Origin of the sequence: Geomonas diazotrophica (assembly GCF_019063885.1) — a bacterium.
Lineage (GTDB): Bacteria > Desulfobacterota > Desulfuromonadia > Geobacterales > Geobacteraceae > Geomonas > Geomonas diazotrophica.
The window spans coordinates 3,748,192-3,763,853 of record NZ_CP077684.1 but is presented as its reverse complement, the minus strand read 5'-3'; the positions used below and the strand labels follow the sequence as shown (position 1 = coordinate 3,763,853).

14 protein-coding genes and 1 riboswitch are annotated in these 15,662 nt (G+C 61.7%); all 14 genes read left to right on the top strand.

The genetic code is table 11. The features are described from left to right. Nucleotides 1-24: 24 nt before the first annotated feature. Nucleotides 25-126: riboswitch (TPP riboswitch) on the bottom strand. Nucleotides 127-277: 151 nt separating this feature from the next. Continuing rightward, complete coding sequence (gene alr, locus KP003_RS16490; RefSeq protein ID WP_217299919.1) at nucleotides 278-1,417, top strand: alanine racemase; 1,140 nt, start codon at nucleotides 278-280, stop codon at nucleotides 1,415-1,417. Between the two features lie 135 nt (nucleotides 1,418-1,552). After that, nucleotides 1,553-2,584 (top strand): selenide, water dikinase SelD, encoded by a 1,032-nt coding sequence (gene selD / locus KP003_RS16485; protein WP_216497638.1) that lies wholly within the window; start codon nucleotides 1,553-1,555, stop codon nucleotides 2,582-2,584. Next, nucleotides 2,571-3,824, top strand: coding sequence for an ASKHA domain-containing protein (locus tag KP003_RS16480; RefSeq protein WP_216497639.1), 1,254 nt, complete (start codon nucleotides 2,571-2,573; stop codon nucleotides 3,822-3,824). Before selD ends, KP003_RS16480 begins: the two co-directional genes overlap by 14 nt. Before the next feature lie 122 nt (nucleotides 3,825-3,946). Then, nucleotides 3,947-5,509: a bifunctional phosphoribosylaminoimidazolecarboxamide formyltransferase/IMP cyclohydrolase gene (gene purH / locus KP003_RS16475; RefSeq protein ID WP_217299918.1), complete on the top strand. Its 1,563-nt coding sequence runs from the start codon at nucleotides 3,947-3,949 to the stop codon at nucleotides 5,507-5,509. Nucleotides 5,510-5,625: 116 nt separating this feature from the next. Further along, nucleotides 5,626-6,897, top strand: coding sequence for a phosphoribosylamine--glycine ligase (gene purD, locus KP003_RS16470; protein WP_217299917.1), 1,272 nt, complete (start codon nucleotides 5,626-5,628; stop codon nucleotides 6,895-6,897). Between the two features lie 26 nt (nucleotides 6,898-6,923). After that, nucleotides 6,924-7,430, top strand: coding sequence for a 5-(carboxyamino)imidazole ribonucleotide mutase (purE, locus tag KP003_RS16465; protein ID WP_216497642.1), 507 nt, complete (start codon nucleotides 6,924-6,926; stop codon nucleotides 7,428-7,430). Between the two features lie 92 nt (nucleotides 7,431-7,522). Next, nucleotides 7,523-7,792: a cytochrome c3 family protein gene (locus KP003_RS16460; protein ID WP_216497643.1), complete on the top strand. Its 270-nt coding sequence runs from the start codon at nucleotides 7,523-7,525 to the stop codon at nucleotides 7,790-7,792. 167 nt (nucleotides 7,793-7,959) lie between these two features. Continuing rightward, complete coding sequence (gene resB, locus KP003_RS16455; RefSeq protein ID WP_216789233.1) at nucleotides 7,960-9,321, top strand: cytochrome c biogenesis protein ResB; 1,362 nt, start codon at nucleotides 7,960-7,962, stop codon at nucleotides 9,319-9,321. 68 nt (nucleotides 9,322-9,389) lie between these two features. After that, a complete protein-coding gene (ccsB, locus tag KP003_RS16450; protein WP_216497645.1) occupies nucleotides 9,390-10,238 on the top strand; it encodes a c-type cytochrome biogenesis protein CcsB in 849 nt (282 codons plus the stop codon). 50 nt (nucleotides 10,239-10,288) lie between these two features. Continuing rightward, nucleotides 10,289-11,257, top strand: coding sequence for a cytochrome c3 family protein (locus KP003_RS16445; RefSeq protein WP_216497646.1), 969 nt, complete (start codon nucleotides 10,289-10,291; stop codon nucleotides 11,255-11,257). A 67-nt stretch (nucleotides 11,258-11,324) separates the two neighbouring features. Next, the gene (locus tag KP003_RS16440) at nucleotides 11,325-12,323 is read left to right on the top strand and encodes a glycosyltransferase family 2 protein (RefSeq protein ID WP_217299916.1); all 999 of its coding nucleotides are present in this window, start codon (nucleotides 11,325-11,327) and stop codon (nucleotides 12,321-12,323) included. A 196-nt stretch (nucleotides 12,324-12,519) separates the two neighbouring features. Then, on the top strand, nucleotides 12,520-13,464 hold the full coding sequence (locus KP003_RS16435; RefSeq protein ID WP_216789229.1) for a glycosyltransferase family 2 protein: 945 nt from the start codon (nucleotides 12,520-12,522) through the stop codon (nucleotides 13,462-13,464). After that, on the top strand, nucleotides 13,457-14,638 hold the full coding sequence (locus KP003_RS16430; protein WP_216497649.1) for a glycosyltransferase family 4 protein: 1,182 nt from the start codon (nucleotides 13,457-13,459) through the stop codon (nucleotides 14,636-14,638). Before KP003_RS16435 ends, KP003_RS16430 begins: the two co-directional genes overlap by 8 nt. Before the next feature lie 417 nt (nucleotides 14,639-15,055). Then, nucleotides 15,056-15,661: a winged helix-turn-helix transcriptional regulator gene (locus KP003_RS16425; protein WP_216497650.1), complete on the top strand. Its 606-nt coding sequence runs from the start codon at nucleotides 15,056-15,058 to the stop codon at nucleotides 15,659-15,661. The last annotated feature ends 1 nt before the right edge of the window (nucleotide 15,662 follow it).

Here is a 15,662-nt window from a genome sequence, read left to right as displayed (position 1 = left end):
GGTCACGGCTCCTGGATAAAAAGGTCGGAGTACGCGCCGCTTCCCTACGCCGGTACTACCCGGATCAGGTTCAAAGGGTTCAGGAACGACCTGTCTCAGTTCTGGCGAACTCCCCTAGCTGGCTTTGCTGAGGCCGTAAACATAATGGAATCCTCTTGCAAAGTCAATCGCTTTCGGGTTTTTGCCTTTACAGTCAGGGGCTAAAGTGGTAGAAAATTCTCTGGCCGGGACCGTCCCGGCCTGATTTCATTCAGATATACCGATACGGGATTTCGCGATGGACAGTCGTCCTACGGTGGTCGAGATAGATCTCGCCGCACTCAGGCACAACTTCGGGTTGGTAAAGAGGAAGGTGCCCAAGGGGTGCGGCATACTTGCCGTGGTCAAGGCCGATGCCTACGGCCACGGTTTCCAGTACGTCTCCGAGGAGCTGGAAAAGCTCGGGGTAGACGCCTTCGCCGTTGCCTTCCTCGCGGAAGGGGTGCAACTGCGCATGAGCGGCATCTACCGGCCGGTGCTGATCCTCGGCGGGGTTTATCCAGGCGAGGAGAGGCGCTGCATCGGGTTGAACATCTCCACCGCGCTCTATTCGTTGGAGCAGGCGGCGGCGCTCGACCAGGCGGCCCTGGAGATCAAGTGCTACCGCAAGGCGAAGATCCACCTGAAGGTCGATACCGGAATGGGGCGTCTCGGGGTTCCCTGGGACAAGGTGCCCGAATTCCTTGAGCAGCTGAAGCAGTTCAAGAACCTGGAGATGGAGGGGATCTTCTCCCACTTCGCGAGCGCCGACGAGCTCGACCAGGACGGCCTCGCCTTCACCAAACTGCAGGCCGAGCGCTTCAACGCCGCCGTGGTCGAGGCCCATCGCCAGGGATTCGATCCCCGCTACATCCACGTCGCCAACAGCGCCGCCATCCTCGCGGCCGAGCTTCCCTTCTGCAACCTGGTGCGACCGGGGATCATCCTCTACGGCGCCGCCCCTTCCCGGGATTTCGCGGCCGAGCAGGCTTCCCTGCCCGTCATGAAGCTGAAGAGCCGGGTGGCGATGCTCAAGTGGGTGGAACCCGGGACCAGCATCAGCTACGGCAGGCGCTACGTTGCCGACAAGCGGGCCCTCATCGCCAGCGTTCCCGTGGGGTACGCCGACGGTTATTGCCGCAGTCTCACCAACAAGGGGGAGGCCCTGATCCGCGGCAAGCGGGCGCGGGTCGCCGGCACCGTCTGCATGGACTGGATCATGCTGGACGTGACCGATATCGAGGGGGTTGCCGTTGGGGACGACGTGACCCTCCTGGGACCGGACCCGATGGGCGACCGCATCAGCGCCGAGGAGTTGGCCGAGAAGGCCGGCACCATCCCCTACGAGATCATGTGCGGCATCGCCACCCGCCGCGTGCGCAGGGTGTACATCGGGTAGGGCAGTGACTGGCAAAAAACAAGGGACCAGCAAAGACAAAACAGGGACCACACCGGATTAGCAGGGGGAGCGAATGCTGGTTTTGCTAGCCCCCCAGCCCCTAGTGCCTAGCCCCGATTTTCTTCAGGAGAGGTCATGACTGACAAGGTACGGCTCACAACGATGGTGCAGGCGGCGGGTTGAGCCGCCAAACTGGGCCCGGCGGGCCTGGAAGATGCCATCCGCGACATAACCCGCTCGGACGATCCCAACCTCATCGTGGGGGTTGAGGGGGCCGAGGATGCGGGGATCTACCGCATAGGGGAGAGCCTCGCCCTGGTGGAGACCACCGACATCATCACGCCGCTCGTGGACGATCCCTTCACCTTCGGCCGCATCGCCGCGGCCAACGCCCTCTCCGACGTCTACGCCATGGGGGGAAAACCGGTGACGGCGATGAACCTCGCCTTCTTCCCGGCCTGCTCGCTCCCCACCTCGGTTTTGGCCTCCATACTCGCCGGCGGCGCCGACGCGCTCAAGGAGGCGGGCGCCTGCCTGGTCGGTGGCCATACCGTCGAGGATGACGAACTGAAGTTCGGCCTTGCCGTCACCGGCCTCATCGACCCCTCCCGCATCGTGAGAAACTGCACCGCGCGCCCCGGCGACCTCCTCGTCCTCACCAAGCCGCTCGGGACCGGCATCGTGTCGACCGCCATCAAGGCGGAGATGATCGACGACGCCCTGGCAACGGAGGCCATCGGCTGGATGACCGCGCTCAACGCCAAGGCGTGCGAGCTTATGGTCGACTGCAACGCTACCGCCGCCACCGACGTGACCGGTTTCGGTTTCATCGGGCACGCCTGCGAGATGGCGCTCGGCGCTCAGGTAACCTTCCGCATCGAACTCTCCCGCGTTCCGGTCATGTCCGGCGTCCCGGCGCTCATCGGCGACGGCATGGTTCCCGCCGGCTGCTATCGAAACCGCCAGCATTACGAATCCCACGTAACCGGCTCCGGCGGCGACGCGCTGCTGCCGCTCTTCGACCCGCAAACCTCCGGGGGACTCCTCATCTCCCTCGCCCCCGACGACGCCCGTGAATTCCTCGCCCGCGCCGGGCAGTCCGGCCTCTTCGCCGCAGCGATCGGTGAGGTCGAGCCCGCCGGGGGGAGCGCCATTGTCTTCGTCTAAGGGGCTCTCCGCCGCTTTCGACCTCGGCACCACCACCATAGCCGCGTCGCTCGTCGATCCGGCAAGCGGAGCGCGCCTGGCCGTCACCGGGGCCATGAACCCCCAGCGCCGCTGGGGTGCGGACGTCCTGGCCCGCCTCACCGCCGGGGGCGACCCCGAAACCCTGCGCGCCATGCAGGCCGCGCTGGCCGCCGAGATGGAACGCATGACCGGCGAGTTGCTGGACCAGGCCGGGGCGTCGCCCGCCGATCTCGTCCAGGTGGCCGTCGCCGGCAACCCCTCCATGGAAACCATCGCCCTGGCCTTGCCGGTAGAGTCGCTGGCCCATCCCCCCTTCCGTCCCCTTTTTTCCACCGGAAAATCCGTTGCGACCCTCGACCTCGGCTGGAGCCGCGATTACCCGTGCTACCTGCTGCCGCTTCCCGGCGGTTTCGTCGGCGGCGACCTGCTCGCCTTCCTCTTCGGCATGGCGGCAGCACCAAAGCCCGGGACCCTCTTTCTCGACGTCGGGACCAACGCCGAGATCGCCCTTTACGACGGCGAACGCTACCTCGCCACCTCGGCCGCCGCCGGTCCCGCCTTCGAGGGGGGCAACCTGAAGTGCGGCATGGCGGCCCTTCCCGGCGCGGTGAGCGGCGTGCGCATCGAAGGGGACCGGTTGAAGATCAACACCATTGCCGGTGCTCCGCCACGCGGCATCTGCGGCACCGGTGTGCTGGAGACCGTGGCCGCCCTCCTGGAAGAGGGGATCGTCGCGCCGACCGGCCGCCTCCTTCCCGCTGCCGAGATCGATTCCAACCTGGGGACCCGGGTGCAGGAGGTGAACGGCGTTCCCGCCTTCGTGCTGCATCGTGACGCGAAAAGCCTCGTCTACCTCGACCAGGAGGATATCCGGGCCCTGCAACTCGCCAAGGGGGCGATGCGCGGCGGCATGGAGATCCTCCTGGGCAAGGCGAACCTCTCCATGGACGAGGTTTCGCAAGTGGTGTTGACCGGTTCCTTCGGCGCCGTGCTCTCTCCGCATGTGCTAAAAAAGGTTGGAATTTTCAACGAAAAAATGGTAAGAATCACCGGATTTATCAAGGAGGGGGCACTGGCCGGGGTGGAGCGCGTTTTGCTCGCCGCGGGCGGCCGCGAACAGATGGAGGACCTGGCGCAAAGGGTCCGCGTCATTCCCCTTTCCGGCACACCGCTCTTCGAAAAGCACTTCCTGGCAAATATAGATTTCCCGAAACCTTAAAACTTTAGCCACGGAGAAAATCTGAGGACATCTGAGCAAGCCTGAACCATTTCTGAAGGTTTACTCGGACTTCCTCCGCTTTTCTCCGTGGCAATTTTGGTTCTAAAAAAAAGGAGCGAATCATGGCAAAGATTGGGCGCGCGCTGGTAAGCGTGTCGGAGAAGACTGGAGTGGTGGAATTTTCCCGGGCGTTGGCCGGCTACGGCGTGGAGATCCTCTCCACCGGCGGCACTGCAAAGCTGCTGCGTGAGGCAGGCATCCCGGTGAAGGACGTCTCCGAGTTCACCGGTTTCCCCGAGATGCTGGACGGCAGGGTCAAGACGCTGCACCCGAAGGTGCACGGCGGGATCCTCGGCATGCGCGAGAACCCGGCGCACGTGGCCAAGATGCAGGAGCACGGCATCGAGCCGATCGACATGGTGGTGGTCAACCTCTACCCCTTCGAGGCGACCGTGGCCAAGGAAGACTGCACCATGGAAGACGCCATCGAGAACATCGACATCGGCGGCCCGACCATGCTCCGCTCCGCTGCCAAGAACAACCGCGACGTCACCGTCATCGTCGACCACGCCGACTACCAGCTCGTTCTCGACGAGATGAAAGCCAGCGCCGGCAGCGTCTCCCGTGAGACCAACTTCCGCCTCGCCGTCAAGGTGTACCAGCACACCGCCGCCTACGACGGCGCCATCTCCAACTGGCTCGGTGCCCGCACCGGCGAAGGTGTGGCCAAGTACCCGGACACCCTGACCCTGCAGTACCAGCTGGCCCAGGGGATGCGCTACGGCGAGAACCCGCACCAGTCCGGCGCCTTCTACGTCGAGAAGGGGGGGAAGGAGGCCTCCATCTCCACCGCGCGCCAGATCCAGGGCAAGGAGCTTTCCTACAACAACATCGGCGACACCGACGCGGCGCTCGAGTGCGTGAAGCAGTTCGACCAGCCCGCCTGCGTCATCGTGAAGCACGCCAACCCCTGCGGCGTCGCCGTCGCCGGCAACATCATGGAAGCCTACGACCTCGCCTACAAGACCGACCCCGAGTCCGCCTTCGGCGGCATCATCGCCTTCAACCGCGAGCTGGACGAGACCACCGCGCGCGCCATCGTGGAGCGCCAGTTCGTCGAGGTGATCATCGCTCCCAAGGTCACCGAGGCCGCCAGCGAGATCGTGGCCGCCAAGAAAAACGTCCGCCTCATGGAGTGCGGTTTCTGGCCCGAGCAGCCCGCTCCCCGTTGCGACTTCAAACGCGTGAACGGCGGCATGCTGGTGCAGGACGCCGACCTCGATCTCTTCAGCGAGCTCAAGGTGGTGACCAAGCGCGCCCCGACCGACCAGGAGATGGAGGACCTCCTCTTCACCTGGCGGGTGGCCAAGTTCGTCAAATCCAACGCCATCGTCTACGGTCGCAGCAACGCCACCGTCGGCGTGGGCGCCGGCCAGATGAGCCGCGTCAACTCCGCCCGCATCGCCGCCATCAAGGCCGAGCACGCCGGGATCCCGGTCCAGGGTGCCGTCATGGCCTCCGACGCCTTCTTCCCGTTCCGTGACGGCCTGGACAACGCCGCCAGCGTCGGCGTCACCGCCGTGATCCAGCCGGGCGGCTCCATGCGCGACGCCGAGGTCATCGCCGCCGCAGACGAGCACAACATCGCCATGGTCTTCACCGGCATGAGGCACTTCAGGCACTAAACATCAACGGACAACTGACAATGGACAATTGACAACGCTACGTCGTCTTTGTCCATTGTCGTTTGAGGACCATCCCCTCCCCCCTCCAAGGGGGAGGAGATATGAGGGAAATCCATATGAAAGTATTGGTTGTAGGCTCCGGCGGGCGCGAGCACGCGCTGGTCTGGAAGATCGCCCAATCCCCGCTGGTGACCAAGGTGTTCTGCGCACCGGGGAACCCGGGTACGGCGGGGCTGGCTGAAAACGTGGATATCGCGGTGGACAACCTCCAGGGTCTGCTCGATTTCGCCAAGAAGGAAGGGGTGGAACTGACCGTGGTCGGGCCGGAACTGCCGCTCTCTTTGGGACTGGTCGACCTCTTCGAGGAGAACGGGCTGAAGGCTTTCGGCGCCCGCAAAAACGCCGCCATCATCGAGGCGTCCAAGGCGTTCTCCAAGGACCTGATGCAGAAGTACGACGTCCCCACCGCGGCTTACGGCGTCTTCACCGAGGTGCCGGGCGCCATCGAGTTCATCGACAGGACCGGGATCCCCATCGTGATCAAGGCCGACGGCCTTGCCGCAGGCAAAGGGGTCATCATCGCCCAGACCCGCGACGAGGCGGTGGCCGCCGTCACCGACATGCTCTCCGGCAACGCCTTCGGCGCAGCAGGTTCCCGCGTCGTCATCGAGGAGTTCCTCAAAGGGGAGGAGGCGTCCTTCCTCGCCTTCACCGACGGCGAGCGCATCATCCCGCTTGCTTCCGCCCAGGATCACAAGGCGGTCTACGACGGCGACAAGGGGCCCAACACCGGCGGCATGGGCGCCTACTCCCCGGCTCCGGTGGTCACCCCCCCCATCCACGAGAAGGCCATGGCGGAAGTCATGCGCCGCACCGTGGACGGCATGAAGGCGGAAGGGCGCAGGTACCAGGGGGTTCTCTACGCAGGTCTCATGATCGACGGCGATTCCGTCAAGACCCTGGAGTTTAACGCACGTTTCGGCGATCCCGAGTGCCAGCCGCTTTTGATGCGCATGAAGTCCGATATCGTTCCCATCCTCCTTGCGGTCGCCTCCGGCAGCCTGGAAGGGGTCGAGATCGAGTGGCACGACAAGGCCGCGGTCTGCGTGGTACTGGCGGCGGAAGGCTACCCCGCCGACTACCGCAAGGGGGACGTCATCGAGGGGCTCGCGGAGGCCGGCAGGGTAGAGGATCTGGTCGTGTTCCACGCCGGGACCAAGGCTAGCGGCGACGCCATCGTTACCAACGGCGGCCGCGTCCTCGGGGTCACGGCGCTCGGCGCCACCGTGAAGGAAGCCATCGACCGCGCCTACAGCGGCGTGAAGCTCATCACCTGGCCCGGCATGCACCACAGAAAAGACATCGGCGCCAAGGCCATGAACCGGTAAACCCTATCTTTGTTCAAGGAGTTTTTATGTCCAATCCGACCGTTTTGATTCTGATGGGAAGCGATTCCGACCTGACCACCATGGAGGAGACGGCCAGGGTTCTGACCGCGTTCGGCGTCCCCTACGAGATGCACGTTTCCTCGGCTCACCGCTCACCCGCCAAAACCTCGAAGCTCACCCGCGAGGCTGAAGGGCGCGGCATCCAGGTGATCATCGCCGCTGCCGGCATGGCAGCGCACCTGGCCGGCGTCGTCGCCGCCGAGACGCCGCTGCCGGTTATCGCCGTCCCCATGCCGGGCGGCGCGCTCAACGGCGTCGACGCCCTCTATGCCATGGTGCAGATGCCGGGCGGCATGCCGGTCGCAACCATGGCCATCGGCAAGGCTGGGGCCAAGAATGCCGGGCTCCTCGCGGTGCAGATGCTCTCCCTCTCCGCCCCGGAATTGCGCGCCAAGTTCGTCGCCTACAAGGCGCAGATGGCGGAAGAGGTCGAGCAGAAGGACCAGGCGCTGCAGGCCGCAAGGCAGGGCTGATGCCCATTTGCGATTGATTTTGCTTGACAATGAGCCCTGGGTTGTATACCTTCGGGCCGTTTTCAGATCCTAAAAAAATGGAGGGAAGACTCATGAAGAAGATTTTTGCTGCAGTAGCTCTGACTCTCGCCTTTGCTGTTTCCGCAATGGCCGCAGACAGCGTCGTTTATCCGGCTAAAAACGGTAACGTCACCTTCAACCACAAGGCCCACCAGGGCAAGAACGAGTGCAAAGTCTGCCACGGCGACGGCGCTCCGGCCAAGATCGCTATCAACAAGGACGCGGCACACGGCAAAGCCTGCAAAGAGTGCCACGCTGCCAAGGGCGGCCCGACCAAGTGTGGTGACTGCCACAAGAAGTAATCTCCCTTAGGGGAATCAAATTGCAGTGTTAGGGGTAACAGGTTCGCCTGTTACCCTTTTTTTTGTTCCCTACTGTATTCGTAATTTTTGTTTTGCGCTTATTGACAATTTGTCTATAATGGCAAACCTGCTATGACAGCTGTACATAACCTTACCGGGAGACGGCCTTGACTACGACGAACAAACGAGGATTTGCACAAGAGGTTTGGGATTTTTTCTGTTCCTTGAAACTTTCCATTTTCCTGCTGATTGGCCTGGCGCTGGTATCGATCATCGGCACCGTCATCCAGCAGGGGCCGCAGCGTGAGTACCTGGCGACACTGAGCGAGACCAAGATCCGTCTGTACAGCGCCCTTGGCTTCTTCGATATGTACCACTCCTGGTGGTTCATCCTCCTGCTCTACCTGCTCACCCTTAACCTGATCTGCTGCTCCATCAAGAGGCTGCCGCGCGTCTGGAAGGTGGTTTCCGAGCCGGTACTGGTCATGGACGACGGCTTCGAGAAGTCTCTTGTCAACGTGAAGGACCTGAAGCTCAAGGGATCCAAGGAAGAGCTCAAGTCGCGCATGGAGGCGTTCCTGCGCGCCGAGTTCGCCGCCCCGGTGATCACCGAGAAGGACGGTGAGTACCACCTCTTCGCCCAGAAGAGCCCCTGGTGCCGCCTCGGCGTCTACGTGGTGCACCTCTCCATCATCGTCATCTTCGTCGGCGCCCTGATCGGCTCCTTCTTCGGTTACAAGGCCTACACCAACATCCCCGAGGGTGGCGCCATCTCCCAGGTGCAGACCCAGAGCGGCAAGATGATCCCGCTGGGCTTCGACGTGCGCTGCGAGAAGTTCTCCGTTTCCTTCTACGACACCGGTGCCCCGAAGGAGTTCAGGAGCGTGCTGACCGTGTTGGAGAACGGGCAGCCCGTGCCGGGCTTCCAGAACCGCCCCATCATCGTCAACGACCCGCTCACCTACAAGGGAATCACCTTCTACCAGTCCAGCTACGGGCAGTCCGACGAGGGGTCGCTCTACCACCTCACCGTGCGTGACCGCAAGGGGGGCGCACCGGTCAAGCTGAACGCCCGTCAGGGCGAGCGCGTCGCACTTCCGGGCGGCGCCTTCCTCTCCGTCATGGAAGCGACCATGGACGTCCGTCCCTTCATGAGGGGCTTCGACGGTCCGGGCGCACAGGTCGAGTTCACCCCGGCCGGCGGCAACCCGCAGCCGTTCGTGATCCTCTCCGACAAGTACGAGTCCTTCAACGCCCAGCACGGCGGCGACCTGCTGATCACCTTCGACGGTATGGACCAGAAGTTCTACACCGGCCTGCAGGTGGCGCACGACCCGGGCGTCTGGGTGGTATGGTTCGGCTGCTTCCTGATGGTGTTAGGTATCTGCATGGCGTTCTTCATGTCCCACAAGCGGGTGTGGGCGCGCGTCACCGATTCGGGGGTCACCCTGGGCGGTTCCGCCAGCAAGAACCCGGCAGGCTTTGAGATCTGTTTCGATGACCTGGTCGAGAAAATCGGCAAGGCTTAAAGGATAACAACCATAACTGGGGCTAGCCCCCATCGCCGCTCTAACTGAACGACCGGAGGGTAATATCGATGTCCAGTTCCATGCTTTTCAATGTGACCATGGTACTTTACATGGTCTCCACCTGCATATTCTTTGCTTTCCTTGCCTCGCGCAACAAGTCCGTCGGGCTTGCCGGTACCTACGCGGCCCTCTTTGGTTTCCTGGTCCAGGGCGCGGCCATCGGCCTGCGCTGGAAGGAGTCCTATGACCAGGGGCACGGCCACGCGCCGCTGTCCAACCTGTTCGAATCGGTGGTCTTCTTCTCCTGGACCATCGTGCTGATCTTCTTGTTCATCGACTTCAAGTACAAGTACCGCGCCATCGGCTTCTTCGTCATGCCGTTCGCCCTTTTCGGCATGGCCTGGGCACAGCTTGGCCTGGACACCGGCATCGAGCCGCTGGTCCCGGCGCTGCAGAGCAACTGGCTCATGTACCACGTCATCACCTGCTTTTTGGGCTACGCGGCCTTCGCGGTCGCCTGCGGCATCTCGATCATGTACCTGATCAGGGAATCCATGGAAAAAGGGGGCGCCGACGTACAGGCCGGCGGGCTCCTCTCTATGTTCCCGTCCATCAGGGCCTTGGACGACCTGAACTACAAGGCGATCATGATCGGCTTCCCGCTCCTTTCGCTCGGCATCATTACCGGCGCCGCCTGGGCCAACTACGCCTGGGGCACCTACTGGAGCTGGGACCCCAAGGAGACCTGGTCCCTGATCGTATGGTTCGTCTACGCGGCGTTCCTCCATGCCCGCATCACCCGCGGCTGGGTCGGGCGCAGGGCGGCCATCCTCTCCGTGATCGGCTTCGCAGCCACCATCTTCTGCTACCTGGGGGTCAACCTCTTCCTTTCCGGTCTGCACAGCTACGGAAAGTAGGTCCCCAAGGGAATCCGGTGCGACATTTTCTCCATGCATATCTTTTCGCGTTGGTCCTGTCTCTGATCTGCGTCGGCGTCACCCTTTCTCCGGGTGACGCCCTCGCGGACGCGTTTGACTGCAGTATCTGCCACAGGGATCTGGTCCGCGGGAGCGTGCCGCACAAGCCGGTTGCAGCGGGGAGGTGTCTGGACTGCCACCAGCAGTTCAACGATAACCACCCCATCGATAAGGGGAGCATGGGGTTCAAGGTCCAGAAGGAGAAGCTGTGTGCCTCCTGCCATGGGCAGCTCGTGCAGAAGGCCGTCCTGCACAAGCCAGTTGGCCTCGGCCAGTGTACTCTCTGCCACATGGCGCACAGCGCCGAAGTCAAATCGCTTTTGCAGGATCCCAGTCCCACCCTCTGTTTCCGCTGTCATCCCAAGGAGCACTTCACCGGGTCGTTCACCCACAGACCCGTTGCCGACGGTGATTGCCTCGCCTGTCACGACGCGCACCAGTCGGACAGCAAGTCCCTTCTGCGCAAGCCTGGCTCAGAGCTCTGTTTCATGTGCCACGACCGCAAGCTGGCCACAGGCAAATCCGTGCACCAACCGGTTCGCAACGGCGACTGCATCAACTGCCACCAGATCCACGGCGGCCCCTACAGAAAGCTCCTGAAGGACGATTACCCGACCCTTCTTTACAAGCCCTTCAGTCCCGAGGCTTTCCCGCTCTGCTTCCGCTGCCACGATCCCAACCTTGTTGCGGCGGAGACCACCGACAGGTTCACCAAGTTCAGAAACGGCGAGCGCAACCTGCATGCGGTTCACGTGAAGAAGGCGGCAAAAGGGCGATCCTGCAGGATATGCCACAACCCACATGCCGAACAGCAGGAGCACCTCATCTATCCCAAAGCTCCCGGGTTCGGTGCCTGGGAAATACCAATCCGCTACGAGTCAACCCCCTCCGGTGGGGGGTGCACCGTCGGCTGTCACAAAACCTTGCGCTACGACAGAGTGAAGCCTGTTGAACAGTAACAGTAAGTCTCCGGCGCCTCGCCACCCGGGGTGTAGTCTCCTCTGCCAGCCATCAACAGCCCCCCTGATGCTACCTAAATTCTCCGTCATAATACCGATAAAACCGGGGGGAGAAGTGCACGCCCTTGCAGGGCTCGCCGATACGACGTACCCCGAACACCTTTTCGAGGTCCTCATTGCCTACGGTTGCCAGCCGAGTGTGCAGAGGAACGCGGCGGCGCGAGAGGCACGGGGTGATGTCCTGTACTTTCTGGACGACGACTCGGTCGTGGCGCCCGACTTTCTCCACAGGGCAGCCTGTCACTATCGGGACGAGCGTGTCGCTGCAGTCGGTGGGCCATCGCTCACTCCAGCGTCCGATTCACCCCTGCAGCGGGCCATCGGCATAGCCTTTGCCTCAGCGGTCGGTGGCGGCGGCGTCCGGAACCGGTACCGGAAGTTCGGTGCAGCACGCTACAGCAGCGATAATGAGCTGATCCTGTGCAATCTGAGCTTCAGGCGCGAGATGTTCCTGGCGCACGAAGGTCTGGACGAGCGGCTCTATCCGAACGAGGAAAACGAACTGATGGACCGGCTGCAGTGCGAAGGGCTCCAGTTGGTGCACGATCCGGAACTTGCCGTGGAGCGCAGCCAGCGTCGCACCTACCGCGCCTACGTCCGGCAGATGTACGGCTATGGGCGCGGACGGGGCGAGCAGACTCTCATATCCGGAAAGCTGAAGCCCGTTTCGCTGGCGCCTTCGCTCTTTTTGCTGTACGCACTGCTGACGCCGTTTGCTGGCGTCCCGCTTCTAGCCCTGCCGCTTTGGGCGTACCTCGTCATCGTACTGCTGGCATCGTTGCAGGGGACTTTGGCTGGAAAGGATGCCGCGCTTTTCCCGAGGCTTCTCATTGTTTACCCGACGCTGCATCTCGTCTACGGCGCAGGGGTCATTCGCGGCTTGATCAGCCCTCGTTACCGTGGCGGGAGACAGACCCACTGGGAAGTTGAGGTCCGGCGGGTTAAGGCGTTCGAGAAAGACGTTCAAGGTTCGACGTCCGACGCTAACGGCGTCCGTCCGGATTAGTCGAGGGCAGTCCGGCGGGACGCTAACGGGCAAACCCGATCAGCGTACCTTGCAGTTGCCGCACTTGAAGTGCAGGCGACAGATCAATCAGCGTCGAATTCAGCTTCTGTAGCTGCTGGTGGCAAAGAAACCAGGACATGTGATGTTTTAAAGCGTTGAACGTTGTACGTTGAACGGCTTTTAAGGGGAGACCAGTGTGGATCTGAGCATCGTAGTTCCCATATACAACGAAGAAGATAACATCCCCATCCTGCATGAACGCCTCAGCGAGGCGCTGTTTGACACGGGGCTTGAGTACGAGCTGATCCTGGTAGACGACGGCTCCTCGGACAACTCCTACGCAGCGCTCAAGCGCCTATCCTCCAAGGACGACCGCGTCAAGGTGATTCGCCTGCGCCGCAACTTCGGCCAGACCGCCGCCATGGCCGCCGGCTTCGATTCCGCAACGGGCCGGGTGGTGGTTCCGATGGACGGCGACATGCAGAACGATCCGCTCGACATCCCGCTGCTTTTGAACAGGATCGACGAGGGGTACGACGTTGTGTCCGGCTGGCGCAAGGACCGCAAGGACACCTTCGTAAACCGGAAGCTCCCGTCCATCCTGGCCAACAGCATCATCTCCAGGATGACCGGCGTGTACCTGCACGACTACGGCTGCACCCTGAAGGCCTACCGGCGCGAGGTGCTCGACGACGTGAACCTGTACGGCGAGATGCACCGTTTCGTTCCGGCGCTCGCGCACCAGGTCGGCGCCCGGGTCACCGAGATGCCGGTCCGCCACCACGAGCGGCTGCACGGCAAGAGCAAGTACGGCATCTCCCGCACCATGAAGGTGATCCTCGATCTGATGACCGTGAAGTTCCTGCTGAGCTACTCGACCAAGCCGATCCAGCTCTTTGGCCGCTGGGGGATCTACACCCTGTGCGCGGGCACGCTGAGCGGTGCCGTCACCGTGTACATGAAGTTCTTCGAGAACACCAGCATGAACCGCAACCCGCTTCTGATCCTGACCGCGTTCCTGCTCTTCATGGGGGTCCAGTTCATCGTGCTCGGTCTCCTGGCGGAACTGAGCGCCCGCACCTATTATGAGGCGCAGGGGAAACCGATCTACAACATCAAGGAAAAGATCAACTTTGGCTGAAACTCCCCTGCGCGTACTGGTGCTGGCGCCGACCCCGTTCTTTGCGGACCGCGGCTGCCACGTCCGCATCCTCGAGGAAGCGAGGGCCGCCATGGCGTGCGGTGTGGATGTTCGGCTGGTAACCTACCACATCGGGCGCGACGTCCCCGGAGTCCCTACCGAAAGGATCGCCGGCTTTTCCTGGTATAAGAAGCTCGAAGCCGGTCCTTCCTGGGTGAAGCCTTTTCTCGATCTGCAGCTTCTGCTTAAGGCCTACCAGGTGGCGCGCGAGTTCAAGCCGCACGTCATTCACGCGCATCTCCACGAGGGGGCCTTCTTCGGTGCCTTCCTGAAGATGCTGATCCGCGTTCCCATGCTCTTCGATTGCCAGGGGAGTCTCACCGCCGAGATTACCGACCACGGCTTCGTCAAACCCGGTTCCCTATTGCAGCGCTTCTTCGCCACGTTGGAGCGCTGGATCAGCCGCAGTTCCGACTTCATCGTCACCAGCGCCAGTCCTACCGTCGAACTGCTGCTGAAGGATGGCGTGCCGAGGGACAGGGTCCGGGCCTTGATCGACGGCGTCGATACCGGCGTGTTCGCTCCGCAGCCCAAAGAAGAGATCCGCGCGCGTCTGGGGCTTCCCGAGAAGCGTCCCGTTGTTGCTTACCTCGGCCTTATGAACAGCTACCAGGGAGTGGACCTGCTGTTGGAAGCGGCCGCGTATTTGAAAGGGCAGGGGGCGAAGATCCACTACCTCATTATGGGCTTTCCCGATGCGCCGTATCGTGACAAGGCCGAGGCGATGGGTATTTCCGACATCATCACCTTTACCGGCAGGATCCCGTACGACGAAGCGCCGCTATATTTGAGTGCAGGCGACCTTGCCGTCTCCCCGAAAGTCTCCCTCACCGAAGCCAACGGCAAACTTTTCAACTACATTGCCTGTGGCCTCCCCACCGTCGTGTTCGACACACCCGTCAACCGTGAGATCCTTGGAGACTGCGCCCTCTACGTTAAATTCGGCGATGCCGTAGACTTCGCCGGAGCAATCGGCCGACTGGCCGGTGACCACGAACTTCGTGAAGACCTCGGAGCTGAAGGCCGCGAGCGGGCGGTCCAGTTGCACTCCTGGCAGGCGCGGGGTAAAGAGCTTGCCGGCATCTACCAGATGCTGAAATCCCATATCAAGTAAGGAAGATGCGGTTTGGGACTCGACTGAGATTCGACGATTTGATTTCTAATCGACGAATCCCGCTGAGATTCGACGATTTGATTTCTAATTCGACGAATCCCGCTGAGATTCGACGATTTGGTTCCAGATTCGACGAATCTCGCTAGAATTCGACGATTTGATTTCTAATTCGACGAATCTCGCTGGAATTCGACGATTTGATTTCTAATTCGACAAATCTCGCTGAAATTCGACGATTTGATTTCAGATTCGACGAATCTCGCCGAGATTTGACGATTCGATTTCAGATTCGACGAATCCTGCCCAGGTTTCCTTCTCAGGCGTTCTCTTTTCTCTGATGGCCTCAGATTTTCACCTTGTCAATGGTTTTGATGTTTGTTGTTGAAAATTGTGTGGGATTATACTACTGTTCACTCCATGAACGGTGACGATGAAAAGGTTTTAGATACTTATCGCTCTTTTCTCCTCCTCTCGGAGATCTCCGGTGACCAGCAGCTCTCGCAACGCGAGCTGGCGAAACGCCTCGGCATCGCCCTGGGACTGGTCAACTCCTACCTGAAGAACCTGGTGGCCAAAGGCTTCGTCCGGGTCAACAGCTACCCCAAAAACCGCTACGCCTACCTCCTCACCCCCAAAGGCTTCGCCGAAAAAAGCCGTCTGGCCTACCAGCACTTAAGCTATTTCTCCGGCCTCTACACGGTTGCCCGTCAGGATTACCTGAAGCTGTTCAAGTCCATGTCGGCTCACGGGGTCAAGCAGGTAGCCTTCTGCGGCATCGACGAAGTGGCCGAGATCGCCTACCTTTCGTTGAAAGAGGCGGGTATGGAACTGACGGTGGCAATGGACGCCGAGGCGGCAGGTCGCAAATTCTTCGACAAGTCGGTGGTGACCCCGGCTATCGGCCTGTTGTCGGGCAACCACAACATCGTGATCACCTCGATGAAGCGGGGCGATGCCCTGCGCGAGGAATTGCTGCGCATGGGAGTGGATACCGGACGAATCTACCAGGCAGGGAAGAGCTGAT